The sequence below is a fragment of the Candidatus Omnitrophota bacterium genome, from assembly GCA_030688425.1.
Lineage (GTDB): Bacteria > Omnitrophota > Gorgyraeia > Zapsychrales > JANLHA01 > JAUYIB01.
The window spans coordinates 92181-116088 of sequence record JAUYIB010000012.1 but is presented as its reverse complement, the minus strand read 5'-3'; the positions used below and the strand labels follow the sequence as shown (position 1 = coordinate 116088).

27 protein-coding genes are annotated in these 23908 nt (G+C 57.4%); 26 read left to right on the top strand and 1 reads right to left on the bottom strand.

All coding sequences use genetic code 11. The features are described 5' to 3' along the window. The first annotated feature begins 116 nt into the window (after positions 1–116). The 21 genes from Q8Q08_01590 (at position 117) to Q8Q08_01490 (ending at position 18526) form a co-directional block, all read left to right on the top strand. A complete protein-coding gene (locus tag Q8Q08_01590) occupies positions 117–863 on the top strand; it encodes a YebC/PmpR family DNA-binding transcriptional regulator (protein ID MDP2652704.1) in 747 nt (248 codons plus the stop codon). A gap of 2 nt (positions 864–865) precedes the next feature. Continuing rightward, positions 866–1411: a crossover junction endodeoxyribonuclease RuvC gene (gene ruvC, locus Q8Q08_01585; GenBank protein MDP2652703.1), complete on the top strand. Its 546-nt coding sequence runs from the start codon at positions 866–868 to the stop codon at positions 1409–1411. A 1-nt stretch (position 1412) separates the two neighbouring features. Continuing rightward, on the top strand, positions 1413–2039 hold the full coding sequence (gene ruvA / locus Q8Q08_01580) for a Holliday junction branch migration protein RuvA (GenBank protein ID MDP2652702.1): 627 nt from the start codon (positions 1413–1415) through the stop codon (positions 2037–2039). Next, positions 2039–2926: an SMC-Scp complex subunit ScpB gene (gene scpB / locus Q8Q08_01575; GenBank protein MDP2652701.1), complete on the top strand. Its 888-nt coding sequence runs from the start codon at positions 2039–2041 to the stop codon at positions 2924–2926. The genes ruvA and scpB overlap by 1 nt, the downstream gene beginning before the upstream one ends. Continuing rightward, positions 2923–3984 carry a prephenate dehydratase gene (gene pheA, locus Q8Q08_01570; protein ID MDP2652700.1) on the top strand — a complete coding sequence of 354 codons (1062 nt, stop codon included), beginning with the start codon at positions 2923–2925 and terminating at the stop codon, positions 3982–3984. Before scpB ends, pheA begins: the two co-directional genes overlap by 4 nt. Positions 3985–4002: 18 nt before the next feature. Further along, positions 4003–5097 carry a histidinol-phosphate transaminase gene (gene hisC, locus Q8Q08_01565; GenBank protein ID MDP2652699.1) on the top strand — a complete coding sequence of 365 codons (1095 nt, stop codon included), beginning with the start codon at positions 4003–4005 and terminating at the stop codon, positions 5095–5097. A gap of 34 nt (positions 5098–5131) precedes the next feature. Then, a complete protein-coding gene (gene aroF / locus Q8Q08_01560; GenBank protein MDP2652698.1) occupies positions 5132–6148 on the top strand; it encodes a 3-deoxy-7-phosphoheptulonate synthase in 1017 nt (338 codons plus the stop codon). Between the two features lie 34 nt (positions 6149–6182). Further along, a complete protein-coding gene (locus tag Q8Q08_01555; protein ID MDP2652697.1) occupies positions 6183–7043 on the top strand; it encodes a prephenate dehydrogenase in 861 nt (286 codons plus the stop codon). Next, complete coding sequence (cmk, locus tag Q8Q08_01550; protein MDP2652696.1) at positions 7030–7725, top strand: (d)CMP kinase; 696 nt, start codon at positions 7030–7032, stop codon at positions 7723–7725. Before Q8Q08_01555 ends, cmk begins: the two co-directional genes overlap by 14 nt. Positions 7726–7915: 190 nt before the next feature. Continuing rightward, complete coding sequence (gene lepA, locus Q8Q08_01545) at positions 7916–9709, top strand: translation elongation factor 4 (protein MDP2652695.1); 1794 nt, start codon at positions 7916–7918, stop codon at positions 9707–9709. 21 nt (positions 9710–9730) lie between these two features. Beyond that, positions 9731–10342, top strand: a complete 612-nt coding sequence (lepB, locus tag Q8Q08_01540) for a signal peptidase I (protein MDP2652694.1) — start codon at positions 9731–9733, stop codon at positions 10340–10342. Between the two features lie 31 nt (positions 10343–10373). Further along, the gene (locus tag Q8Q08_01535) at positions 10374–10706 is read left to right on the top strand and encodes a hypothetical protein (GenBank protein ID MDP2652693.1); all 333 of its coding nucleotides are present in this window, start codon (positions 10374–10376) and stop codon (positions 10704–10706) included. Positions 10707–10721: 15 nt separating this feature from the next. After that, positions 10722–11330 carry a CDP-alcohol phosphatidyltransferase family protein gene (locus Q8Q08_01530; protein ID MDP2652692.1) on the top strand — a complete coding sequence of 203 codons (609 nt, stop codon included), beginning with the start codon at positions 10722–10724 and terminating at the stop codon, positions 11328–11330. A gap of 12 nt (positions 11331–11342) precedes the next feature. After that, on the top strand, positions 11343–11993 hold the full coding sequence (gene plsY, locus Q8Q08_01525) for a glycerol-3-phosphate 1-O-acyltransferase PlsY (protein MDP2652691.1): 651 nt from the start codon (positions 11343–11345) through the stop codon (positions 11991–11993). Positions 11994–12326: 333 nt separating this feature from the next. After that, positions 12327–12680 (top strand): hypothetical protein, encoded by a 354-nt coding sequence (locus Q8Q08_01520; protein MDP2652690.1) that lies wholly within the window; start codon positions 12327–12329, stop codon positions 12678–12680. Between the two features lie 350 nt (positions 12681–13030). Next, positions 13031–13735 (top strand): hypothetical protein, encoded by a 705-nt coding sequence (locus tag Q8Q08_01515; protein MDP2652689.1) that lies wholly within the window; start codon positions 13031–13033, stop codon positions 13733–13735. Positions 13736–13826: 91 nt separating this feature from the next. Continuing rightward, a complete protein-coding gene (locus Q8Q08_01510; protein MDP2652688.1) occupies positions 13827–15914 on the top strand; it encodes a thioredoxin family protein in 2088 nt (695 codons plus the stop codon). Between the two features lie 52 nt (positions 15915–15966). Then, a complete protein-coding gene (locus Q8Q08_01505) occupies positions 15967–16593 on the top strand; it encodes a thioredoxin family protein (GenBank protein ID MDP2652687.1) in 627 nt (208 codons plus the stop codon). 180 nt (positions 16594–16773) lie between these two features. Then, on the top strand, positions 16774–17229 hold the full coding sequence (locus Q8Q08_01500) for a peptidoglycan-binding protein (GenBank protein ID MDP2652686.1): 456 nt from the start codon (positions 16774–16776) through the stop codon (positions 17227–17229). 167 nt (positions 17230–17396) lie between these two features. Beyond that, positions 17397–18215, top strand: coding sequence for an SDR family oxidoreductase (locus Q8Q08_01495; protein MDP2652685.1), 819 nt, complete (start codon positions 17397–17399; stop codon positions 18213–18215). 41 nt (positions 18216–18256) lie between these two features. Next, positions 18257–18526, top strand: a complete 270-nt coding sequence (locus tag Q8Q08_01490; GenBank protein MDP2652684.1) for a hypothetical protein — start codon at positions 18257–18259, stop codon at positions 18524–18526. On the opposite strand, the gene Q8Q08_01485 is transcribed toward Q8Q08_01490, so the two are convergent. Next, positions 18502–19122, bottom strand: a complete 621-nt coding sequence (locus Q8Q08_01485) for a transglutaminase-like domain-containing protein (protein MDP2652683.1) — start codon at positions 19120–19122, stop codon at positions 18502–18504. The two genes, Q8Q08_01490 and Q8Q08_01485, sit on opposite strands and share 25 nt — an antisense overlap. Before the next feature lie 127 nt (positions 19123–19249). Between Q8Q08_01485 and Q8Q08_01480 the strand changes: the two genes are divergently transcribed. From Q8Q08_01480 to hspQ, 5 genes are all read left to right on the top strand, one after another. After that, a complete protein-coding gene (locus Q8Q08_01480) occupies positions 19250–20206 on the top strand; it encodes a hexose kinase (GenBank protein MDP2652682.1) in 957 nt (318 codons plus the stop codon). Between the two features lie 100 nt (positions 20207–20306). Continuing rightward, on the top strand, positions 20307–20960 hold the full coding sequence (locus Q8Q08_01475) for a hypothetical protein (protein MDP2652681.1): 654 nt from the start codon (positions 20307–20309) through the stop codon (positions 20958–20960). A 36-nt stretch (positions 20961–20996) separates the two neighbouring features. Further along, positions 20997–21638, top strand: a complete 642-nt coding sequence (locus Q8Q08_01470) for an SGNH/GDSL hydrolase family protein (protein ID MDP2652680.1) — start codon at positions 20997–20999, stop codon at positions 21636–21638. Further along, positions 21635–22660, top strand: a complete 1026-nt coding sequence (locus Q8Q08_01465) for a TraB/GumN family protein (protein ID MDP2652679.1) — start codon at positions 21635–21637, stop codon at positions 22658–22660. The genes Q8Q08_01470 and Q8Q08_01465 overlap by 4 nt, the downstream gene beginning before the upstream one ends. A gap of 12 nt (positions 22661–22672) precedes the next feature. After that, complete coding sequence (gene hspQ, locus Q8Q08_01460) at positions 22673–23857, top strand: heat shock protein HspQ (protein ID MDP2652678.1); 1185 nt, start codon at positions 22673–22675, stop codon at positions 23855–23857. Positions 23858–23908 lie beyond the last annotated feature (51 nt).

The following is a 23908-nucleotide window of genomic DNA, read 5'->3' as shown; positions in this document are numbered from 1 at the left end:
TGTACAGAATCAATCAAGTAACAAAAGGGTTTATTCCTCGGGAATTCTGCCGGCCATGAGTCCGGCGGGAGAAACGGCGGAAAATCCCAGAGCACGGCAATGAGGAGGTTGGTTCCATGTCAGGTCATTCAAAATGGGCAACGATCAAGCACAAGAAAGCGGCTACAGACGCCAAGAGAGGGGCCGCGTTTACCAAGGTGACGCGCGAAATCACGGCGGCGGCGAAAGAGAGCGGCGGTAATCCGGACACGAATATCCGCCTGCGCGCGGCGATCGCCAGGGCCAAGGAAGTCAATATGCCCAACAGCAACGTTGAGAATGCCATCAAGAAAGGGACGGGCGAACTTCCGGGTGTTGTTTATGAAACGGTCATGTTTGACGCGTACGGCCCGGGCGGGGTGGCCTTTTTGATCGAAGGCTTGACGGACAACAAGAACCGGACGACCGCTGAGGTCCGGAATATTCTGACCAAGAAGAACGGCAGTCTGGCCGGAGCCGGCAGCACGGCGTGGATGTTCACGTCGAAAGGTTTCATTTCGATAGAGAAGGACAAAATCAGCGAAGATGCACTCATGGATATCGTGCTGGACGCGGGAGCGGACGATATCAAAAGCGACGCGGCTTATTTCGAAATCACCTGCGAGCCCGCGAAGCTGGAGTCTGTCAAGAGCTCCCTCAACGCGAAAAAGGTCCCCCTGGTCGCCTCGGAAATCACGAAGGTTCCCAACGCCAGCGTAAAGCTCGCGGGTGATGACGCCAAGCAGATCATCGCGCTCATGGAAGCCCTGGAAGAGCACGAAGACATCCAGAACGTTTACGCCAATTTTGACATCCCTGATGAAGAATTGGAAAAGTCGGCGTAATCATGCGAATTTTGGGCATAGATCCCGGGTTGAAAGCCACAGGGTACGGCGTGATTGACTGTGAGCCCGGGGCCGTCCGGTCCGTCCATCTGCTGGAGGCGGGGACGGTCGAGCCCAGGCCGAGGGACCTTCTGCAAAACAAGATCGGCAAGGTGTATTCCAATCTCGACGCCGTGATTCAGCAGTATTCCCCGGAGGTCATGGTCATCGAGAAGCTGTATGCGCATTACCGGCATCCGACCACGGCATGCATCCTCGGGCACGCGCGCGGAGTGATCTGTTTGTTGTGCGCCCACCGGGAGCTGCGGCTCGTCGAATATCCCGTCAAGCGGATCCGCAAAGCCCTTTTGGGTAACGGGAATGCGTCCAAGGAACAGATCCGCAGTGTCGTCGCCAGGACCCTGGGGATCAGCGAAGAGAAGCTGACGCTGGACGCCAGCGACGCGCTGGCCCTGGCTTTGGGGTTTGCGTATATCGAGCGGCAGGAGTCCCGCCTCCGGCGCTTGTCGTTTGCAGCGGGCGCGCGGATCAAGCCCGCGACCACGTGATATGATCGTCAAACTGTCAGGCCGCCTGGTTGAAAAACGGGAACATTCGGTCATCCTTGACCTCCACGGCATCTGTTATGAAGTCCTGGTGCCGGTCTCGGTCCTGGGAAGGATTGAGGGACCTTCCGATGGGCAGGGGACGATTGATCTGGTCATTTATCATTATCTTCAGCTGACACCCTCCAGCGGCAATGACGTGCTTGTGGGATTTTTAAACGAGATCGAGCGGGATTTTTTTCTTCACTTCATCAAGGTGTCGGGGATCGGCCCTCGGGCCGCGGTCAAGGCCTTGAATAAGCCGATCTCGGAGATCGCCCAGGCGATCAACGAAGGCGACCAGTCTTTCCTGAAAACCCTGCCGGGAATCGGGCTGCAGAAATCCAAGGAAATCATTGCCAAGCTCCAGGGTAAAGTTGGAAAATATGGATTGATCAAGGACCGGGGGGCTGTTGCCCCTCTGGCTTCCGCTCCGGGCTGGCAGGAGGAAGCCCTGGCGGTTTTATTGCAGTTGCAATACAAGAAGCCCGAGGCCCAGGAGATGATCCGCAAGGCCCTGGAGCGTTCGCCCGGAATAGGGACGACGGAAGATCTGTTAAACGAAATTTATAAACAAAGGATTAACGTCTGATGGATGAATCGAACAAGGATTATCTCAAGGGCGCCATTGAGTCGTTGTTCTTTGTGAGCGACAAGCCCGTGACCCTCGAGCAGTTCCAGGAAGCGCTGGAGACGATCCCTCCCGGTGACATCAAGGCGCTCATCCAGGAATTGAAGGACGACTACGACAAGGGATTGCGGGGCATGGTGATCGCCGAGATCGCCGGAGGGTATCAGATGCTGAGCAGCCCCGAATATGCGGTGTTCATCCGTAATTTTTTCAAGACCCGGGTGAAGGAGAAACTCTCCCGGCCGGCGCTGGAAACCCTGGCCATCATCGCATACAAGCAGCCCATGGCCCGCTCGGACATCGAGATGATCCGGGGCGTGAACTCCGACGGGGTCGTCCTGCATCTGCTGGACAAAGGGCTCATCAAGATCGTGGGGCGCAAGGATGTTCCGGGGCGCCCGTATCTGTACGGAACCGCAAAATTATTTTTGGAATATTTCGGGCTCAAGTCTTTGAAGGACCTGCCCAAGCTCGAGGATTTTCCGGCCCTGCAGCCGGGCGTGGAAACTCCGGGGACGGTGAATCCGGCCCCGGATGCCGGCACGGCTCCCCGGGACCTGGAATCGGTCCCCGACGCCCCGGCATCCCCCGCGGAAGAATCCGGGCAGCCGGACACGGGATCTCCGGAAAGCATCGAGGCCGCCGAGGCCAGGGCCGCGTCCCAGGCGGGATTTCAAGACCCGGCCGAACCGGCGGAGCCGGAAAATGCCATGGACCTCAAGCGGGTCATGGAGGAAATGAGCGAAAGCCAGCCCGAGGCCGATTCCGCGACGGACAGTCCGGCGGCCGGTGGGCGGGTTGACGAACCCCGCGAGGTCTCTGCGGAAGAAAAGACGATGGAATCATGACACTGCAAAAATTAAGAAAAAAAATAGACGCGATTGATTCTCATCTGATGGCGCTTTTGAACGAGCGCGCCAGGCTGAGCATGGCCATTGGGCGGGAGAAAATTAAAAGCAAAAAAGGCATCTACGCCCCGGCCCGGGAGAAGCAGGTCCTGGCCCGGATCAAGGCCCTGAACAAGGGGCCGATGACGGTCAGCGCCTGCGAGGCGATTTACCGGGAGATCATGTCCGGGTCCCTGGCCTTGGAAAAACCGCTCAAGGTGGCCTGTCTGGGGACGGAAGGCGCATATTCGTATCTCGCCACCCGCAAGAAATTCGGTTCGCAGGTAAGCATTGATTCCTGCGGAAATATTTACGAGGTATTTCAGAAAGTCGAATTGCGCGATTGCGATTACGGCGTTGTCCCCATCGAGAATTCAACGGAAGGGGCGGTGACCGACACCTTCGACCTTTTGGTGGATTCCGATTTAAAGATCTGCTCCCAGGTCCTGCAAAAGATCGAGCATTGCCTGATCTCGCGGTCACCTTTGGAAAAGATCAAAGTCGTTTATTCGAACCCCAATGTCTTCGGCCAATGCCGCAGCTGGCTGAAAGGGCACCTGCCCAAAGCCGCGCAGATCAGCCTTTCGTCCACCACCCAGTCGGTGAAGATGGTGGCCGGGAAAAAGGGGGCCGCGGCCATCGCTTCCAGGCAGGCGGCGGAGGCGTACGGCGTTCCTGTCGTCCGGCAGAACGTCAACGATATCCCGCATAATACGACCCGGTTCCTGGTGATCGGCGTGGAAGACGCCGCGCCAACGGGGACGGACCGGACATCCATTTTGTTTTCCATCAAGGACAGGGTCGGCGCCCTGCACGCGATGCTGACACCTTTTTTCAGGAATAAGATCAACCTGACGAAAATCGAGTCCCGCCCGTCGAAGAAAAAGGCCTGGGATTACTACTTTTTTGTGGATTTTGAAGGGCACCGTGAAGACAAAAATGTTAAACGGGCCCTCGGCCAGCTGGAAGAGATGTGCAAGTACCTGAAGGTCCTTGGATCCTATCCCGTACTGGCATGAAAACTTTCGCAAGGACGTATGCGATATCCTGTCAAAGAAAGAATATGGACGGTGGAGCCTTACCGCCCCGGCAAGCCGATCGATGAGGTCAAGCGCGAGCTCGGCCTTAAGCAGGTGATCAAACTCGCCTCAAACGAAACGCCGTTCGGCCCCTCCCCGAAAGTTTTACGCGCCATCCTCAAGGAAGCGAAAAACATCAATCGCTATCCGGACGGGAGCTGTTTCCTTTTGCGCAAGGAGGCGGCCAAGAGGCTGCGGGTGCGGCCCGACCGGCTGGTCTTCGGCAACGGTTCGGACGAGATCATTGTCTTGCTGATCAATGCGTTTGTCGGCGAAGGCGACGAGGTCGTGATCGCCAAGCCGTCGTTCTTGGTCTATGACATCGCCTCGAGGCTGGCCGGAGCCGCGATCAGGGCCGTTTCCCTGAAAAATTTCCGCTACGATCTGGACGGAATGGCGCGCGCGGTGACCGAACGGACCAAGCTGGTCATCATCGGCAACCCGGACAATCCCGCCGGGACCTATGTCAACCGGGAGCAGCTGACGGCATTTTTGCAGAGAATTCCGCCGCAGGTGATCGTCCTGGTGGACGAGGCGTATTATGAATATGTCCGCGCCAAGGATTATCCGGACACCATCCGGATGCAGGATGCGTTCCCCAACCTCGTGACCACGCGCACGTTTTCCAAATTGTATGGTTTGGCGGGTTTGCGGATCGGCTATGGGATCGCCCCCAAAGATCTCGTGGACATCTTGAACAGGGTGAGGGAGCCGTTCAACGTGAATTCTGTGGCCCAGGCCGCGGCCCTGGCCTGTCTTGATGACCAGGGGTATTACCGCCGCAAGGCGGCGTTGGTGGAGTCGCAGAGGAAGGTGTTGTACGCCGGCCTGCGCCGGCTGGGCGTCCATTTCATGGAGAGCGTGACGAATTTCATTTTGGTGGATGCGGGGCGGCCGTCGTCGTTCGTGTCCGCGGCGTTGTTGAAAAGGGGCGTGATCGTCCGGGATATGGACGTCTGGGGGCTGTCCCAGTTTATCCGTGTGACCATCGGGTCCGCCAAAGAGAACCAGATTTTCCTCAAGGCCCTGCAACGGGTCTTGAAGGAGCAATAAGCCAATTTCACAAAGACCATCAGGGGAGTGAACAATGATCGTTATTCTTAAGTCAGGGGCAACCGAAGAACAGATTCAGCATATTGTTGAAAAAGCGGAAAAGCTTGGGCTCAAGGCCCATATTTCCCGCGGGGTGGAAAGGACCATCATCGGTTTTATCGGCCCGGAAGACGTCCTGCGCGTGACCCCTCTGGAGGTCTTCCCCGGCGTCGAAAGAGTGATGCCGGTTCTGGCGCCGTACAAGCTGGTGTCCCGGGAGTTCAAGAAAGAAGATTCCGTCATCAATCTTTCCGAGCACAGCAAGGCTGGCGCGAAGAAGCTGATCGTCATGGCCGGCCCCTGTTCCATCGAGGGGTATGACAAGCTGCTCCTCATCGCCCGGAAGGTCAAAGAGGCGGGGGCGACGGTCCTGCGCGGCGGGGCGTTCAAGCCCAGGACATCGCCGTACGATTTTCAGGGGCTCGGCGAGGAAGGGTTGAAGTATCTCCGGGATGTCGGCAAGGCCACGGGGCTCGCGACCATCACGGAAGTTATGGACCCGCGCGACGTCGATCTTATCGCCCGCTACGCGGACGCCTTTCAGATCGGGGCGCGGAACATGCAGAATTTTTCGTTGCTCAAAGAAGTGGGAAAGACGCAGAAACCGGTTTTGCTCAAGCGGGGCTTGAGCGCCACGGTCAAGGACCTTCTGATGTCGGCGGAGTATATCCTTTCACAGGGGAACTTCAATGTCATGCTCTGTGAACGCGGGATCCGGACGTTTGAGACCGCCACGCGCAACACCCTGGACATCAACGCCGTTCCCGTTGTCAAACAGCTTTCGCATTTGCCCATCATCGTGGATCCCAGCCACGGCACGGGGCGATGGGGACTGGTGGGGAGCGTGGCCAAGGCGGCGGTAGCCGCGGGCTGCGACGGGTTGATGATTGAGGTCCACGACAATCCCGAAGAGGCCTTGTCGGACGGAGTCCAGTCTCTTGTGCCGGAGAATTTCAGGATTCTGATGAAAGAACTGAAGGCAGTGGCCCACGCCGTTGGCCGGGACATTTGAAACCATTCTTTAACACAACAGTGAGGAAAAACCTTTGATTACCTTTCGACCATCATTTCTTTTTCGAAAAGTCACCGTCATCGGGGTGGGGTTGATCGGCGGTTCTTTGGGAATGGCCATGAAGCAGCGCAAGCTGGCTTTTGAGATCGTGGGGGTGTCCCAACAGAGCTCGTCTTTGACCACGGCCCTTAAGAACAACGCCATTGACAAGGCGTCGAATGACATCAAGGACGCGGTCAGCAACGCGGACCTGGTGATCCTCTCGACCCCGGTCAGCATCATTGCCTCGCTCCTTCCCCGGATCGGCCCGTACCTGAAACGCAATTGCATCATCACGGACGTGGGGAGCACCAAGGCCGCCATCGTGAGCGCCGCGCAGAAGTATCTGCCGCCGCACGCGCATTTTGTCGGTTCGCACCCGCTGGCCGGGTCCGAGAAGAGAGGGGCGGAGTTCGCCTCCTCCGGTTTTTTTGAAAATTCCATCTGTCTCATGACACCGGTTGAGCAGACCAATAAGATCGCCTGCGACCGGGTCAAGGAACTGTGGACCAAGGTGGGGGCCAGCGTCAAGTTCCTTGCCCCGGACGATCACGACAAGGCCCTGGCGTTCATCAGCCATTTGCCGCATGTCGTGGCCTACTCTTTGATGGGTTCCATCCCGGACGACAGCCTGGGATACGCGGCCCAGGGCCTCAAGGACACCACGCGGATCGCCTCCTCGAATCCCCAGATGTGGATTGATATCTGCATGGCCAATAAGAGAAATCTGGTGGCATCGATTGACGAATTCGTCAAACATCTCGCCGCCGTAAGGAAGGCCATCATCGGCGACGACCAGCAGTCTCTCACCACCCTTTTTAAAAATGCGAAAACCAAGCGCGATGCCCTCGGCTAACGTCCCGGCGACGTCCGGCACGACCGTCATCACCATTGACGGGCCCGCGGGCGCCGGAAAAAGCACGGTGGCCAAGGCCCTGGCCGGGCGTCTTGGTTTTTCTTACCTTGACACCGGGGCGATGTACCGGGCCCTGACGCTCAAGGCCCTGCGCCGGAAAATGGATTTGACGGACGAGGACGCCCTGGTCCGGCTGGCCCGCGAAACGGAGATCGACCTGAAAGGCAACCCGGCCTCGGGGCTGAAGGTCTATCTGGACGGCGAGGACGTCTCCGCCGAGATCCGTACCCTTGAGGTCACGAACAATACCTATTACATCGCCCGCGCCTCGAAGGTGCGGGAGATTCTCGTCTCCTGGCAGCAGGCCATCGGCCGCAAGACGGACATCGTGGTCGAGGGCCGGGACGCCGGCACGGTGATCTTTCCCAAGGCCACCCGGAAATTTTATCTGGACGCCGACGTGGACGAGCGGCTGCAGCGCCGGCTGAAAGAGCTGGTGGCCAAGGGCCAGGCCGTCGAGGCGGAAAAATTGCGCCGGGAGATCATCGACAGGGACCAGAAGGACCTGACCCGGAAAGCCGGGCCGCTGCTCAAGGCCGAGGACGCCGTGCTCATCGATTCGACCCGACTGACCGTGGACCAGGTTGTCGGGAAGATGCTGGAACATCTCCGCCGTTCGTAAATCATCCGTCTTCGCCGGAGCCTAATATTTCAGTCTGGGAAGCAAGGCGAACGAAAGTTTCCGGCTACGCCGGATTCCACCGTTCAAGTTGCGAAGACGGATGAACCCGGCGAAGTCCCGCACGAAAGTTGCGGGACGCAGACGGGTCATGCAGAGGGCCCACGGACTAAAGCCCTTGGGGTTCCATCCTATGGACAAATCCAAACTCCGAAATTTTTCCATCATCGCCCACGTGGACCATGGAAAATCCACGCTCGCGGACCGTCTCCTGCTGTTCACCGGGGCGATCGACGAGCGCAAGTTCAAGAACCAGCTCCTGGACGACATGGACCTGGAGCGCGAGCGCGGGATCACGATCAAGGCCTCGGCCGTGCGCCTGAATTACCGGGCGGATGACGGGCAGGACTACGTCGTCAATTTCATCGACACCCCCGGCCACGTGGATTTTACCTATGAGGTGGAAAAATCCCTGCGCGCCTGCGAGGGGGCGCTCCTGGTCACCGATGTGTCCCAGGGGGTCGAATCCCAGACGGTCGCCAACTATTACCTGGCCATCGAAAACAACCTGGAGATCCTTCCGGTCATCAACAAGATCGACATCGCCAACATCGATATCGAACGCGCCCGGCGCGAGATGGTGGACATTTTCAAGTTTAAGGACAAGGACATCGTCCTTGTGTCGGCCAAGGAAGGGATCGGCATCAAGGAGCTGTTCGAGAAGATCATTGCCTTTATCCCTCACCCGGAGGGTAATGAGGGCCAGCCGTTGCAAGCGCTGATCTTCGATCTGAAATACGACATTTATAAAGGGGTCATTGTCTATGTGAGGATCATGAACGGCGTGGTCCGTCCGCAGATGCGCGTCCGCATGATGCATACGCAGAAGGAATACACCGTTGAGGAGGTCGGCGTTTTTACGCCCGAGGCCCGGAAGGTGGGCGAGCTGGCCTGCGGCGAGGTCGGGTATATCACCTGCAACCTGCATGAAACGCGCGAAGCCCGGGTCGGGGACACGGTCACCGAGGCGGCCCGTCCCACGGAAAAACCCCTGGAGGGATACCGCCACCTGAATCCTCTGGTGTTCTGCGGCGTTTATCCGGTCAATCCCGGCGATTTCATGAATCTGCGCGAGGCGATCGAAAAACTGCGGCTCAACGATCCGAGTTTCGTCTATGAGCTGGAAACCTCGGAGTCGTTCGGCCATGGGTTCCGCTGCGGCTTCCTGGGTCTGCTGCACATGGAGATCGTCCAGGAGCGTCTCCAGCGGGAGTATGATCTGAACCTGGTCCTGACAACGCCCAACGTCAAATACCGCGTGGTGATGAGAGGAACGAAAGAGATCATTGAGCTCGAAAATCCGTCCCAGCTGCCCGATACCAACCAGATCGAGCGCGTTGAGGAGCCGTACCTGGAGGTGGCGATCCTCACCCCGGTTTCGGCCATGGACAAGGTCATGGAGCTGGCCAAGCGCAAGCGGGGGATTTACCAGAAAAGCGAATACGTCTCGGACCGCATGCGGGTCGTGTTCGACATCCCCCTTTCTGAAGTCATCATTGATTTCAACGACCTGATCAAATCCGTGACCCGCGGGTACGGCTCGATCGACTATAAATTCAAGGGTTATCTGCCGGCCCAGATCGCCAAACTGGACATCCTGATCAACGACAAGATCTGCGACGCGTTCTCCTGCCTGGTGCATAAAGAGCGGGCCTATGACAAGGGATTGAATCTCGTGACGAAGCTGAAGGACGTCATCCCCCAGCAGCTCTTCGAGGTCCGGATCCAGGCGTCCTGCGACGGGAGGATCGTGTCCAGCGCCAAGGTCAAGTCCGTCGGAAAGAACGTGACCGCCAAGTGTTACGGCGGGGACATCACGCGCAAGCGCAAATTGTGGGAGAAGCAGAAGGAAGGCAAGAAAAAACTCAAGCAGGTGGGCAACGTGGAAGTGCCCCAGGAAGCGTTCCTTATCGCCCTGAAAATTTAGTGATGTTGAGGAGCTGAATCGATGACGTGGTCAGACAGCATGATGCCGAAGGAAACCAAAAAGGTCCGGATCAAATCGGTCGCCCGGGACTGGGTGGAATCGATCCTGATCGCTTTTGTCCTGGCGATGTTCATTCGGACTTTTTTCTTCCAGGCCTTCAAGATCCCCAGCGGTTCCATGCAGGAAACGCTGCAGATCGGCGACCGTCTGCTGGTCAACAAGCTTCGCTACGGTCCGCTGGTTCCTTTTGTGCATTTCCGCCTCCCGGGGTTTTCGAAGCCCAGGCGGGGGGACGTGGTCGTTTTCAAGTATCCCGAGGACCCCAAGCGCGATTTTATCAAGAGGTTGATCGCCGCCGGGGGAGAAACGGTGGAGATCAAGTTCGGGGACATTTACATCAACGGCCAGCTTATCCAGTCGCCGGTGATCAAAAATATTTATTATTACAATAAAGGGCAGTATGCCCAGCCCGGGCAGAAGATCACGGTGCCGTCGGGGTATTATTTCGTCCTGGGGGACAACAGCGCCTCAAGCCATGACAGCCGGTATTGGGGTTTTGTCCCGGAAGGCGACGTGATCGGCAAAGCGGAATTGATTTACTGGCCTCCCAACCGGCTCCGTTTGATCAAGTGAGGCGTTCATGAACATGCTGCGGGGAGCGCTGATGTTGACAGTTTTTTTCGCCGGGTGCGCCACGCTCCGGCAGGCCGCCGCTCCTGTCCCGGCGGCCCAGGGGGAATCGTCCCGCGAGGCCGAGGAGGCGCTGACGTCTGTGGTCGGTGCGGTGAGCGGGCGGGATGTCAACGCGGAGGATTTGAAGAATTTGGCCTACGAGGTCCGGCGGGACCCGGAAGCCCACGCGGCGGTGGAATCCATTTCCAACGCCGTCCAGGGGAATGTTGTCATCAAATACTGCCCGGTGGATGGGAAGCGTTTTTCTGCCCGGGTCGATTTGTGCCCCGAGCACAACGTTGCGTTGAACATTCTGGAAGAATGAGGGAGGGGGCGGGCTATGAGCTTTACGTTTGCCACCAAGGTCACGATCTTTCGGATCCTGGCCGTCCCGTTTTTTATCCTTTCCGTGCTTTATTATGCGCCCGGGAAAGATTATCTGCGTTTTGTGGCCCTGGGAATATTTTTGCTGGCTGTGGGATCGGATATTTTTGACGGGTACATTGCCCGCCGTTGGGAGCAAAGATCCCCGGCAGGCGTCCTTCTGGACCCCCTGGCAGACAAGCTGCTCTTGATGAGCGCGTTCCTTTGCCTGTACCTTATCGGCCCCCAGCTGCCGCATATCAGGTTCCCTTTGTGGCTGGTCATTGCCGTGATCTGCCGTGACGTGATTCTTTTGATCGGCGCAGGGCTGATTCTGATTTTTCATAATGGCCAGTTCTCGGCCCAGGCCACGCGTTGGGGGAAGATCTCCACTTTTGCACAGTGCTGCGCTGTGATCTGGCTGCTTTTACAGGGGCCGATGGCCATGGCTGTCTGGATCCCGGCGCTGGCATTCACCGTTGTTTCCGGCACGGATTATCTCTTTCGGGGAATGAGACTCCTGAACGATCCCCACAAAGAAACGCTCCGTGCGCCGGATTTTGTCCGTGAACCGGTCGAACATTGAGAGGGAAAACTGATGCCTCTGCTGGTCTCATTGGGTCTGGCCTGCGCCGTTAGTTATTTGATCGGCGCCATTCCAACGGCGTACATTTTCGGGAAAATTTATAAGAAAATCGACATCCGTCAGTTCGGCTCCGGCAACATCGGCGCCGCCAATACGTTTCGCGTCCTGGGCAAAGGCCCGGGGATTGCGGTGCTTCTTCTGGACATTGCCAAGGGATTGGTCCCGACGGCGTTTGTGGCTCCAGTTGCGGGGCTCACCCAGGTCTTTTCTCTGGTGGCGATCGGCCTGTGCGCGGTGGTCGGTCACAACTGGACGATCTTCCTGAATTTTCGGGGCGGCAAAGGGATAGCGACCAGTCTTGGCGTTCTGATAGGGTTGGCCATCAATATCCCTGGCTTGGGGATCGCTGTTCTGGCCTGTCTCCTGGCCTGGGCGGTTGTTTTTTTGGTGACGGGGTATGTTTCTCTGGCTTCGATCATTGCTTCTATTCTTCTTCCTGCGATCATTCTCGCCACAAGGCAATCGTTGGGAGTTGTCACCCTGGGAGTCATTTTCTGCGTTTTTGTCGTTCTCCGCCACCGCCCCAATATCCAGCGGCTTTTTTTAGGCAAAGAGCCGCAGGTCAATTGGCCGTTCCGCCGCACCCCCTTGAAAAACGATTAATTTTTTTCGTGATTTTATCCTCCCCCCATATCCATTCTCGCCTTTTTTAGTCTGCTTCATAAATAAAATCTTTTTTAAAAATTTTGTCTTTTGAGCAGGCGCATAACTGCTACATTGACAGAGAGTTGAAAAGCCGGAAAACATCCTTTTTGTATTTTAAGGGTTTGTTCTAACTCTTTATGGCTGTGGGCATTGTTGCAAAGGCGCAGGCTGATTCCCTCAGGAAAACGCTTTCCCGGAGGCGTCCCAAACCCCTTGTTTCAAAGGGGTGGCATGTTATACTCGCGATAGCTGGATCGTTTTGGTCCGTCGAGACATAAAGAGGGGAGAGACATGCGAGATATTATATACAAGAAGAAGCAATCCTTGGAGCATAGACGGAAGCTGATTTGTATCAGCGAAAATTCCGAGGATAAAGACTGTAAGACGCATGTGCGCAAGAGTTTCATCTATTTTATCTCCCAAGCCGATGCTGCCCCTCTGCCGCCTGTCTGCCCGGAAGTGTATATTCGGAAACGTTTCAATACGAGGACCTGTGAAGAGCAGTTCTCGTTCCGCGTCAAAGGGCATTTTTATATCGCGCAGGAACGAACTCAGCTCAAGGTGGATTTTTGCCATACCTTGAGGATCCATATATTGTGGAAATCTAAACTCTTCTCCCCCAAGAAGCCGGTGACGTTGACTTAAGCTACCAAGCTTAAAGCTCATCACCAACCACGGTTAGCGGGAGGCCCCCCCGGTCCTCCCGCTATTTTTTGTGAGCACATGGCTTGCGGAGCCTCAGCGACGCAAGCCATCTGTGCGAACAAACCCCGCAGCCTTGATTTGCGCCAGCAAATCATGCGGGGTCTTGTCGATGCCTTGCCCAACGTCAGGACAGCCGGGGTCTTTTTTTGATTTGCGCCAGCAAATGATGCGCGGTTCCTGCCCCAGGTGTGAACATTATGCCCCGCAAATATTAAAAATGCTTGAACTGCCCGGCGCTTCTTTGCTAAACTAACTCAGATTTTATCCCGTAAATCTTAAAGTCTTTTTTCATGAAAAAAATATTGCCCATTTTCTTTTTCCTGGCGTTTTTTTCGGGATGCGCAACAGCCCCTGTGCGCCCCGCGCCTCAGCCACTGCCGGTGGAAGGGGATCCTGTGGCGAAGGCTTCCAAATCCGCCGTCGGCCCATCCGTCAAGCCGCCCGTGCCCCAAATTCGGAAAGGGATGATATTTGCCAAAACGGAATTTGAGGGGGTGGTCAAGGCCAGCTACATCAAGTTGTCCATCATTGATCAGAAAGATCCGGCGAAAACTTATGATCTTGTCATCGGTGATAAAACACGCCAGCAGGAATTCCCCTGGAACTCTGAAACGGTCAGACCGGATTATTTTTTTATTGAGCTTCCGATGGGCAGTTACCGGATCCGGTCTTTGTCCATTCCCGTGGGTTCGACCATGGCCACCGAGGACATGGACGTGGCGTTTGAAGTCCGGCCCGAGAAGATCATTTATCTTGGCACCCTGAAGGTCACCGGGACCAAGGAGACCGTCAAGCTCGGTGGGGTTCCCGTGCTCAAGCCCGGGTTCGAATACACGATCCATATCCTCAATGAACAGCCGGAAGCTTTTAACGAATTCTATAAGCGATTTCCGAACTTGCCCCGCAGTCTGGATGTCCAGCTGATGAAGGATCTGCGCCAGGCCAATCCTCCGGGCGAGGATCCTCATCCTCCTGCCGGCGAGCCGGGGCAATGACGGTTTTCCCTGCCGGTTCGTCTCTTCCATGAAAATTCGTTGGAAATCTATGAGACATTTTTTTGTAAGGATCTTGGGATGCTTGGCCCTCGTGTCCCTGGCGTCGCCGGCCTTGGCCATGGCGGGCGGCATCACCATCGCCCATACGCGTGTCGGGCTTGTGGCCGAGGATGTATCGGTGCAACCCGGGAGATCCTTTTTTGTCGGCTTGCGTATGCGGATGGATCGCGGGTGGCATGTCTATTGGGAGAATCCCGGTGATTCCGGGATGGCCCCGGCCGTGCGCTGGCAATTGCCGGAAGGGTTTGACGCCGGGCCTTTGCTCTGGCCGTATCCTCACCGGATCGAACAGCCGCCCCTGGCCAGCTTCGGTTACGAGGGGGAGGTCCTTCTCTTGACGGAGATCCGTCCGGGTCCGCATCTTTCCTCGGACCGCGTGACGCTCGGCGCTCATGTGGAATGGCTCTCCTGCCGCGTGGAGTGCATCCCGGGGCAGGCGGACTTAACATTGGATTTGCCCGTAGCCGCCCTGCCGCCCCAGCCCGATCTCCGCTGGACCAGTATTTTTGCCCTTGCCAGGCAGTCCCTGCCGGTGTCGGAGGGTTCCGTCTGGGATATCAAAGTTTTTGAGGAAGCCCCGGGATTCTTGATGGATATCGTTCCATCCGGTCCTGCGGTTTATCCGCTCACCGGCATCCAATTTTTTCCCGAGCGCAATGATCTGATTCGTCATGCGGTCCGGCCACAGGCCGAAATGAACGGCGAGGCTTACCGTTTGCGTCTGGAGAAAAGCCCCTTGTTGTCTAAAGTGCCGGAACGGCTAACAGGTGTCCTGGTCTCCGACCAGGGGTGGCAAGGCGAGGGGACATCCAGAGCCTTGCAGGTTGATGCCGTTGTCCGGCAGCCGTTTTCGGGACAAAGAGTAGTCGGAGGCCTCTTCTCCGGTCCGGTTGCGGCGGCCATGATCTTCGCCTTCCTGGGAGGGTTGATCCTGAACCTGATGCCGTGCGTTCTTCCTGTTTTATCATTGAAGGTTTTTCATCTGATTCAGCAGTCTTCGCGCCGGCGGACGTCGTCCTGGAGGCAGGGCGGGTTGTTCACGGCCGGCGTACTGGCGTCGTTCTGGATATTGGCGGGGATTCTGATGTTCTTGCGCTGGTCCGGGGAGCAGGTGGGCTGGGGTTTTCAGTTTCAGTCCCCGGGATTTCTTGTCGGGCTTTCGTTTTTATTTTTTCTGATCGGAATGAATTTTTTCGGAGTCTTCGAGCTTTCTTCTCCGGGGCTCGCTGTCCCCTCCGGGAGGACCGGCGAATGGGGGGCGTTCGCCAGCGGGTTTTTGACGGCTGTGGTGGCCACGCCCTGTACCGCTCCTTTCATGGGGGCTGCCATCGGCGTCGCCCTGACCCAGCCTTGGCCGATTACGCTGGTAATCTTTTCCTTTTTGGGCCTGGGGCTGGCGTTTCCTTATCTGGTGTGCGCCGGCTCCCCGGCCCTTCTTAAAGTTTTTCCCAAGCCGGGGGTTTGGATGGAGCACATGAAGACCGTCTTCGGGTTTTTCATGATGGCCACAGTGGTTTGGCTGGCCTGGATATTGAGTTTGCAGGCGGGGAAACCGGCGGTGGTTTCCCTGCTGTTCGGTTTGCTGCTGGCCGCGTCGGGTTCCCGGCTGTGGGGATTGGGTTCTGTGGCGTCCTTGGTTCGCACACAGCAACGGTTATGCTGGGGAGGGGTGTTTTTTGTTCTGGCCGGGATCGGGATTGCGGCCGCGGGGCTTCCGGATCCGGGAACTTTTTCGCAGAAGAGCCGCCTGGTCCAGGCCGAAGGCCCATGGCAGGATTTCTCAATGGAAAAATTGGAAGAATTGCGCCGCGAAGGCCGTCCGGTTTTTGTCGATTTTACCGCCTCCTGGTGTCTGACATGCCAGGTCAACGAGCGGGTGGCGCTGCAGGATCCCCGCGTGCTCGCGAAATTTCAGGAGATGGGAGTTGCCCTTCTGAAAGCGGACTGGACCCGGCGGGATGAAGAGATCACCCGGGCCCTGGAACGCTACGGGAAAAACAGCATCCCGTTGTATGTCCTATACCCCTCTTTCGAGGGAGCGCCCCCGCGGATATTGCCTGAAATTTTGACTCCGGGCATTGTCCTGGAATTCCTTGAGAAAGCGGAGAAAAATCATTAAAATGGTACGCGTGATTTGAGAATGGTCTCAGAAAGGAAAGGAGGAGTTGTCCATGAAGAAATATTTGAGCTCTGTGTTGATTGCGGGCAGCGTCTGTCTGGCAACACTGATTGCGTTCAGTACCAAAACCGTCAAGGCCGATGTCTCGCCCGGCCAGGCTGTGCCGGATTTTTCATTGACGGATTCCGAGCAGCAAAAGCACGCCCTGTCGGATTACCGCGGTAAATATGTCATTCTGGAATGGGTGAACCATGATTGCCCTTTTGTCCGGAAGCATTATGACAGCGGCAACATGCAGGCGCTTCAGAAGAAATACAGGGCCCTCGGCGTTGTCTGGCTTTCGGTGAATTCTTCTTCCCCCGGGAAGCAGGGGCACTGTTCTCCTGAACAGGCCGGACAGTTGACTCAGGAGAAAGGCGCTGACCCGGATGCGGTCCTGCTGGATCCGGACGGCGCGGTCGGGCGGATGTACGGCGCGCAGACCACGCCTCACATGTTCATCATCGATCCCGAAGGGACGCTGATTTATCAGGGCGCCATCGATGACAAACCGACCACCGATCCCCAGGACATCGCGGATTCCGTCAATTATGTGACCCAGGCCATGGACGAGGCGGTCGCCGGGAAAAAAGTCAGCGTTGCCGCCACGAAATCTTACGGGTGCTCCGTGAAGTATTGACAGCCGTTTTGTCCGTTGCCCGGGCCGGCTTTATTTTTTGAATAAGCATGGTCAAGGAACGGCTTTGTGATAGAATACCCTCACAATCCGGCTGGAAGGAGATTGGGGCCGGAGTCAGTCAGGCAGGTATTTCTTCGAGATCAATAATCGTTTACTCGATACTTAAAAAGGAGGGGGAACGTGGTGACAAGATGGCTGGTGGTTCTCAGTTTTGTAATGCTCATCTCCGGATGCGCGACCGCAAACAAGCAGGCAACGGTGGATTCGTTGCAGATGCGCGTGACCGAACTCGAGCGCGCGGCGGAAGACAAGGACGACCAGATCAAGAGTCTCAATGACGAGGTCAGAGACCTGTCTTATCAGCTGGACAGGACCCGGACCCGCTCCGTGAAGGTCAGCGATGAGGGGTCTTCGTCATCGTCCGGAGCGACGGGTGACATCATCCGCGTTTCCGCCAGCACCGAGCAGGTCCAGAAGGCCTTGAAAAACGCCGGTTATTATCAGGGGGCTGTTGATGGCAAGCTTGGGGCCAAGACCAAGAAGGCCATCAGCGATTTTCAGAAAGACCATGAGCTCAAGGCGGACGGGGTCGTCGGCCGGAAGACTTGGGCCGCGATGCAGTCCTATTTGAAATAATCTTTTGTGACAACGGTTCATGGCAGGTTTAACATGGCGGAAGGCCTCCCTCATTAAGGGGAGGCCTTCTGTTTTTCATCCGGGGATTTCGTCTCGTGTCCAGGCGGCCGGCGCTCCGGGCGGCCGAGCGTGATAGCCTGAGGCCGAGGCCAGCGAAAGATGGTCCGATGAAGTCTCGTTTTGTCAGTGTCCTGGGCTGCGGCTGGCTGGGCCGGCCGCTGGCCGCCGCTCTCCGCAAAGCCGGCGCCTCCGTGAGGGGTTCCTCGACAACGCCGTCCAAAATGACGGTTCTGGCTTCGGAAGGGATCCAGCCGTTTCTGCTCGCGGCGGATCCTGACCTCCGGGGAGACAACCTTTCGGATTTTTTTTCGTCCGAGACCCTTGTTGTTACCCTCCCGTTCCGCCGGGATTTTGAAGATCCGGCCGTATATCTTCAGCAGCTCCGGGGCATCGTCCGCCTTGCCGGATCGTCAGCCGTCAAATCCGTTGTTTTCACCAGCTCAACATCTGTTTATCCCGATACGCTGGCCCTGGCCCGGGAGGACTCGGACTTTGCGCCTGACAATCCCCGTTCACGTGTTTTGCTCGAGGCCGAGGGGCTTTTTCTTCACGATCCCCGTTTTGAGGCCACGGTGGTCCGTTTCGCCGGCCTGTGCGGGGCCGGCCGTCCGGTGGGGCGGTTCCTGGCCGGGAAACAGGATGTGCCGGGAGGGGATCGGCCGGTTAATCTGATCCATCAGCAGGACGGGGTGGCCATCCTTCTGGAGATCATCCGCCGGGACATCCGCGGGGAGATTCTTAACGCCTGTTGCGACGGCCATCCGACCCGGCGGGAACTTTACACGCAGGCCGCCCGGAAGATGGGGCTTTCTCCGCCGGCGTTTCGTGAGGAAGGCGGACTCGGCCCGGGAAAAGTCGTCAGCAATGATAAATTAAAAAAACGTTTGGAGTACAGGTTTTTGTATCCCGATCCCCGGGAGTTTTAGGAACGCGCTACTTTCTGAGTGGCATGAGGCGAGGAGGGACGATGGGAAAAACACCGTGGAATAATATTCAAGGGACTTCTTGCGGGATGGTTTTGAATATCGTTGTTTGTGTCGCCGGAACAGCGGCGATCCTGTTTTTTGCCATCGGGCTGGAGACGGGCGCAAGCCCTGCCTACCGCATCCTGGCTTTTCTGGTGGGACACTGGGGCGCGACCATCCTGGCTGTTTTGCTGGCGGGCGTGCTGGCGGTGGCGGGAATTATGAAGACGATGAGGTCAGCGGATCGTCACGACGCTCGTCGGGGGGAATAGAGGACCTGCCATTTGCGGGTGTCGATGTTCAGTTCGAGCATAGAGGAATAATTGTACCGGGACATGATCCAGCGTGCGAATTCATCCAGGGTGGCGGCTTCGGTCTTGATCAGTTTGGCGTTGTCGAACCAGACGTAGGTCTTGTCGTGCTTGAAGGTGCAGATGGCGTGGGCCCGGCCGTTGCGGACCAGGGCCAGGACATGCGGGCGGTAGCCCAGGACTTGGGCGACGGCCGTGTTGAGGAACGCGTAATCTTCGCAGTCACCGTTGCGGACGGCGAGGGTTTCCTTCGGCGTAGCCCAGCGGTCAGGGCGCTCGTTGCGCCGGTACGCGATGTTTTCTTTCAACCAGCGGGCATAATCTTCGAGCGAACGGATTTGATGGAGCGCAATGAATTTGGATATCTCCTCGTCCTGGGGGTCGGGGCGGGAAACCAGAACGCCCGACAAGGCAGATATCTCCTGGTTGATATGAAAACCGGTGATGGGGATGGACTCGTCGGCTGCCGCCGGCGGAACGCAGGCGAACAGGATCTGGACCGCGAGCGCGAGGCCGGAGCCGGCCCGGGGGAATTTATGCAAGATCAATTTTGTCATCAGGGATCAGGGGTTGCGGGTTTTGCCCTGGCCGGAAAGCCCGCTCATGGATGAATACGAAATACCAGGGCCTCAATTTAACAGGATTTGCCGGATCCGGCAAGGAAAAAAACGGAGGCAGGCGGTTGTGAAAAAAAATCCCGATTATTCCCGCTATGTCTTGACGGTGACCTTGAACCCTGCGGTGGACAAGGTCGCGGTGGTCCCGGATTTTCGTCCGGGGCGTGATCAGCTTTGCGCGGACATCCTCCGGAGCGCGGGGGGGAAAGGGATCAACGTTTCCCGCGGGCTGAAGATCCTGCGCGTGAGAACGCTGGCCACGGGCATCGCGGGCGGCGGGGCGGGGAGGATGATGCTCCGGCTTCTCGATGAGGAAAATATCCGTCATGATTTTGTCGTGGCCAGATGCGAATCCAGGACCAACCTGACGGTGATCGATCCGGTCCATCGCCGGATGTCCCGCGTCCTTGAACCCGGTCCTGTTCTGAAAACGGGCGACGGACGGCGTTTTGTGATGTCGTTCCGCCGGCTTTTGCGTTTCAGCCGTTTTGTCGTGATTTCCGGGCGTCCGCCCGCGGGTCTCCCATCGTCATTTTGCCGTGGCCTCGTTGAAATCGCTCAGGCCGAGGGGTTGCGGGTGGCTGTCGACACCAGCGGCCCGGCCCTGCGCGAAGCGCTGAAGGCCCGTCCGTTTCTGGTCAAAGTCAATTGCTCAGAGGCGCAGTCTATTATAGGAAGATCCCACGTTTCGCGTTCCCGGCCGGGGCTTCTCCGGGGATTGCGGGACCGGGGAGCTCAAATTGCCATTATCACACTCGGACCTGCCGGCGCTGTCGCATCCGACGGCAAGGATATCCTGTCTGCGTCAGCCCCCCGCGTCACGGCGGTCAATACCGTTGGCTGCGGGGATGCGTTTTTGTCAGGATTCCTCGCGGCGTACCTGGCCGGGGACTCCTTGGCGGAAGGCCTCCGCATGGCCGCGGCCTCCGGGGCCGCCAGCGCCTGCAGGGTTCTGCCGGTACGGTTCATCCGCGCCGATGTCGAGCGCCTGGCGGGGCGGGTCCGCATCATGCCCCTGCGCTGACGGCTGACATTTTTGCCTGTGCCGTTGTCCCTGGCATTCAAATCTGTTACAATACCTCGAATTCACCGCAATCGACGAAAATTTCACACCGGAGAAACGTATGAGCACAATGGACACCCGTTTGAATCCCCTGAACCAAAAAAAGACCGTTGACGTCACGTCCGATCTTTTGAGGACCCAAATTTTGAAATTCACCAAGGATTTCAAGACGTCATGGGTCAGCCTCGGGCAGTCGCTGTATTCCGCCTGGAAGGACAAGCTGTATCACGCCTGGGGGTACGACAAGTTTGAGTATTACACCGAGAGAGAATTGGGTTTGAAAAAGGAAACCGCCCTGAAGCTTCTCAAGACGTATCTCTTTTTGGAGCAGGACGAGCCGGCGTATCTGACCGAAGAATTTCAGGAGCAGCGCGGGCCTGTCAAGGTCCCCGGTTATGAATCGATCAATCTTCTGCGGTTGGCCAAACAGAAGAAGGAATTGAACCGCGACGACTATCTGCATCTGAAGGGGGAGATTTTTGAGAAGGGGAAGGACACATCTCTGGTGCGGAAAGACCTGACGGCCCTGATTAAAGAGCGCAAGATCGTGGATCCCGACGAAGAGCGGGACAAGAGGAACAAGGCGGCGCTCCAGCGTTTTCTTAACGCGGTCCGCGCCTTTAAGAAAGACATGGAATCCCTGAAGTTGTCCCCGGCACAATTGATCGAGGACGCCGACCGGTTGATGAAAAAGCTGGAAAAAGAGGTCGGGTAGATTTTTTCAGCCGGCGCCCCCGGCGGAAAGAACGGAATGGCGACGAATAAGGAAGTTATCCGGTATATCGCCCTGGGCGATTCCTACACGATCGGGACCGGAGTCGCGCTGGCCCAGGCCTGGCCGGTCCTGTTGACTCAGCAGCTTGTAGCTGCGGGGATCAACATCCATCTGGTCGCAAACCTGGCCAGGGACGGGTGGGCGACCCAGGAGATCATCGACAACCGCCTGCCGTATTTGAAGAAGCTGGAACCGGATTTTGCCACGGTCCTGATCGGCATGAACGACTGGGTCTGGGACGTTGACCCAATGACCTTTGTGAAGAACTTTTCGATGATCGTGGAGGTCCTGCGCGAGGTCCTGCCCGGGCCCGGACAGATCCTTGTCTTGACGGTTCCGGACGTGTCCGTGACGCCCGCCGGGAAGAAGCTGATTGGGCAGAAGGACGGGAAATGGGACGTGGCGTTTTACAATACGATCATCGCCGACCAGTGCCGCTTCCGGGACATCCATGTGATTGATTTTTATAAGTTATTCCGGGAGCTGGGGGATGACCCCTTTTTGTGGGCCCCGGACGGGTTGAACCCGTCGGCCGCGATGCACCGGAAGATCGCGGAGCAGATCTTTCCGATCGCCAAAAAGATCCTGACGACGGAATTCAAGGGGACCTCGCCGTGAAGACGATCTCAGCTGCATTTGTTCTGGCCCTGATGATGGTGTCTTCTCTTCCGGCAGAAACCATCGAATTGAAATCCGGTAAGTCGTTCCGGGGGCGTGTCGTGGAACAGCCGGGGGACCGCGTGGTCCTGGATGTGGGCGATGGGATCACTGTCACGTTTTTTCAGGACGAAATCGCCGGGATCCACTCAGACGCCCAGCCCCGCCCCGAGGAGCGGCATTTTCTTTGGGAAGTGAAATCCGACCGGACGAAAGTTTATCTGTTCGGGTCCATTCATCTCGGCAAGGAAGACATGTACCCGCTCGCCGGCGAAGTGGACGGGGCCTTTGCCGGAGCGGGGACCCTGGTTGTCGAAGTGGACACGGAGAGCATAGATCCGATGGAGGCCCAGAGGACCGTGGCGCAGAAGGGACTGTTGCCCGCGGACCAGCTGTTGGAGAGCCAACTGGACCCGAAAACTTTCGACAAGCTCCAGGCGCGTTTTCAGAAATTCGGCATGCCCATGGACCCGATGCTGCGGTTCAAGCCGTGGTTTATCGCCGTCAACCTCCAGGTCCTGCAGATCAAGTATCTGGGTTACGACGAAGAATACGGCGTGGACCGGTATTTTCTTCGCCGGGCCCACGGTGCGGGAAAAAAAGTCCTGCAGTTGGAAACGCTGGAACAGCAGCTGGATTTTCTGGACCGGCTGCCGGACCAGAACATGTTTTTGGATTATACGCTCAATTCTCTGGATGAGACCGAGGCCATGCTGGAGATGATCCTGGCCGCCTGGCAATACGGCGACGCCGCGGCGATGGAAAAATTGACCATCGCGGACATGCTCCAGCAGTTTCCGGAAACCCGGCCGATTTTTGAGATCATCCTGTTCAACCGCAACAAGGACATGGCCGCCGAGATCAAGCGGTATCTCGGGACCGATGAGGTTTATTTTGTCGTGGTGGGGGCGGCCCATCTTGTCGGCGACCAGGGGCTGGTGGAACTGCTCAGGCAGGAAGGTTTTCAGGTCGATCAACTTTAACGCGGGGGCGTTATGGCAGATATCGGACAGCTTCCTCATCTCGTGAGTCTTCTTGATGACGAATCCAAGACGGTCCGCAAGGCCGTGGTTCGGGAAATGATGGCCTTTCCCGGGTTGCGGGAAGCGATCCGGGCCCTTCCGGACAGTCTGGTCAACAGCCGGCGGGAGCCCATCGAGGCGGTTCTGGAGGAGTATCACAGGGAATGGATCCGGGCGGCCTGGCCGGAATGGTTTGAATTCCCGGGAGATATCGCGCGGCTGGAAAAAGCCCTGACGATGCTGGCGAAATTTCAGAGCGGGATCCGGTACCGCCAGGACCTTCCGGAGCTTTTGGACACGCTGGCCGCGGAATTCCGGTCCGCGTATTCTTCGGGGAACGTCCTGCTCCTGGCCAAATTCCTTTTTCAGGTGAAAAATTTGCGCGGCGCGCGGGAAACGTATCATCATCCGCAAAACAGCAACCTTGTCCACGTGATCCTGTCCGGCGAGGGTCTGCCCATCAGCCTGTCCTGCCTTTATCTGCTGGTCGGCGCCCGGCTGGGGATCTCGGTCGAGGGGTATAATCATCCCGGGCACTTCATGGCGCGCGTCGAGCATAACGGGCGCAAGATGCTGGTGGACTGCTATCATGGCGGCCAGCTGGTGGAGGAGAAGGATGTCGCCGTCCTCCATCCTGCGGAAAACGGGGATGCTGATCTTTCGCCCGACCGGATCGCGAACGCCGAGATCATCATCCGCCGCGTCCTGAACAACCTTCGCCGGGTCTATGAGCTCTGCGGTCATGCCCCCAATGGCCAATTGATGGACGATCTCCTCCGTCAGGTGGAGGAGCAATTCTCCCGGCCATCTTCGGGCGGCGACAGGACCTGGGACCCGGCCCTTTCCAAGAAAATTCCCCGTTTCGGGCGCGGCCAGTTCGTGCGCCACAAACAGATGCTCTACCGCGGACTCGTGGTCGATTTCGATTTGCGCTGCGATGACGGCGGGATTCTGCCGCAGGGGCAGCCGGCCGCGGACAGGGAGCAACCCTGGTATCACCTCCTGGTGGACGGTTCTGACCAGGTGTCCTATATTCCGGAAAGCCATCTGGAACCGGATCCTTTGCGGTCTCCGATTCAGCATCCGTTAATCGGGCATTTTTTTACGAAGACTCCCGACGGCCGCTGGATCCGCAACGGCACGCCCTGGCCCAAATAGAAAAAATTCTTAAGAATTCTTGACATCCGCACGCATGGGTGGTATTGTGCT

Bases quoted from the DNA above. Each gene is read 5' to 3' on its own strand.
- Q8Q08_01590 (MDP2652704.1), top strand. From the start codon at position 117: ATGTCAGGTCATTCAAAATGGGCAACGATCAAGCACAAGAAAGCGGCT.
- ruvC (MDP2652703.1), top strand. From the start codon at position 866: ATGCGAATTTTGGGCATAGATCCCGGGTTGAAAGCCACAGGGTACGGC.
- ruvA (MDP2652702.1), top strand. From the start codon at position 1,413: ATGATCGTCAAACTGTCAGGCCGCCTGGTTGAAAAACGGGAACATTCG.
- scpB (MDP2652701.1), top strand. From the start codon at position 2,039: ATGGATGAATCGAACAAGGATTATCTCAAGGGCGCCATTGAGTCGTTG.
- pheA (MDP2652700.1), top strand. From the start codon at position 2,923: ATGACACTGCAAAAATTAAGAAAAAAAATAGACGCGATTGATTCTCAT.
- hisC (MDP2652699.1), top strand. From the start codon at position 4,003: ATGCGATATCCTGTCAAAGAAAGAATATGGACGGTGGAGCCTTACCGC.
- aroF (MDP2652698.1), top strand. From the start codon at position 5,132: ATGATCGTTATTCTTAAGTCAGGGGCAACCGAAGAACAGATTCAGCAT.
- cmk (MDP2652696.1), top strand. From the start codon at position 7,030: ATGCCCTCGGCTAACGTCCCGGCGACGTCCGGCACGACCGTCATCACC.
- lepA (MDP2652695.1), top strand. From the start codon at position 7,916: ATGGACAAATCCAAACTCCGAAATTTTTCCATCATCGCCCACGTGGAC.
- lepB (MDP2652694.1), top strand. From the start codon at position 9,731: ATGACGTGGTCAGACAGCATGATGCCGAAGGAAACCAAAAAGGTCCGG.
- Q8Q08_01535 (MDP2652693.1), top strand. From the start codon at position 10,374: ATGTTGACAGTTTTTTTCGCCGGGTGCGCCACGCTCCGGCAGGCCGCC.
- Q8Q08_01530 (MDP2652692.1), top strand. From the start codon at position 10,722: ATGAGCTTTACGTTTGCCACCAAGGTCACGATCTTTCGGATCCTGGCC.
- plsY (MDP2652691.1), top strand. From the start codon at position 11,343: ATGCCTCTGCTGGTCTCATTGGGTCTGGCCTGCGCCGTTAGTTATTTG.
- Q8Q08_01520 (MDP2652690.1), top strand. From the start codon at position 12,327: ATGCGAGATATTATATACAAGAAGAAGCAATCCTTGGAGCATAGACGG.
- Q8Q08_01515 (MDP2652689.1), top strand. From the start codon at position 13,031: ATGAAAAAAATATTGCCCATTTTCTTTTTCCTGGCGTTTTTTTCGGGA.
- Q8Q08_01505 (MDP2652687.1), top strand. From the start codon at position 15,967: ATGAAGAAATATTTGAGCTCTGTGTTGATTGCGGGCAGCGTCTGTCTG.
- Q8Q08_01495 (MDP2652685.1), top strand. From the start codon at position 17,397: ATGAAGTCTCGTTTTGTCAGTGTCCTGGGCTGCGGCTGGCTGGGCCGG.
- Q8Q08_01490 (MDP2652684.1), top strand. From the start codon at position 18,257: ATGGGAAAAACACCGTGGAATAATATTCAAGGGACTTCTTGCGGGATG.
- Q8Q08_01485 (MDP2652683.1), bottom strand. From the start codon at position 19,122: ATGACAAAATTGATCTTGCATAAATTCCCCCGGGCCGGCTCCGGCCTC.
- Q8Q08_01475 (MDP2652681.1), top strand. From the start codon at position 20,307: ATGAGCACAATGGACACCCGTTTGAATCCCCTGAACCAAAAAAAGACC.
- Q8Q08_01470 (MDP2652680.1), top strand. From the start codon at position 20,997: ATGGCGACGAATAAGGAAGTTATCCGGTATATCGCCCTGGGCGATTCC.
- hspQ (MDP2652678.1), top strand. From the start codon at position 22,673: ATGGCAGATATCGGACAGCTTCCTCATCTCGTGAGTCTTCTTGATGAC.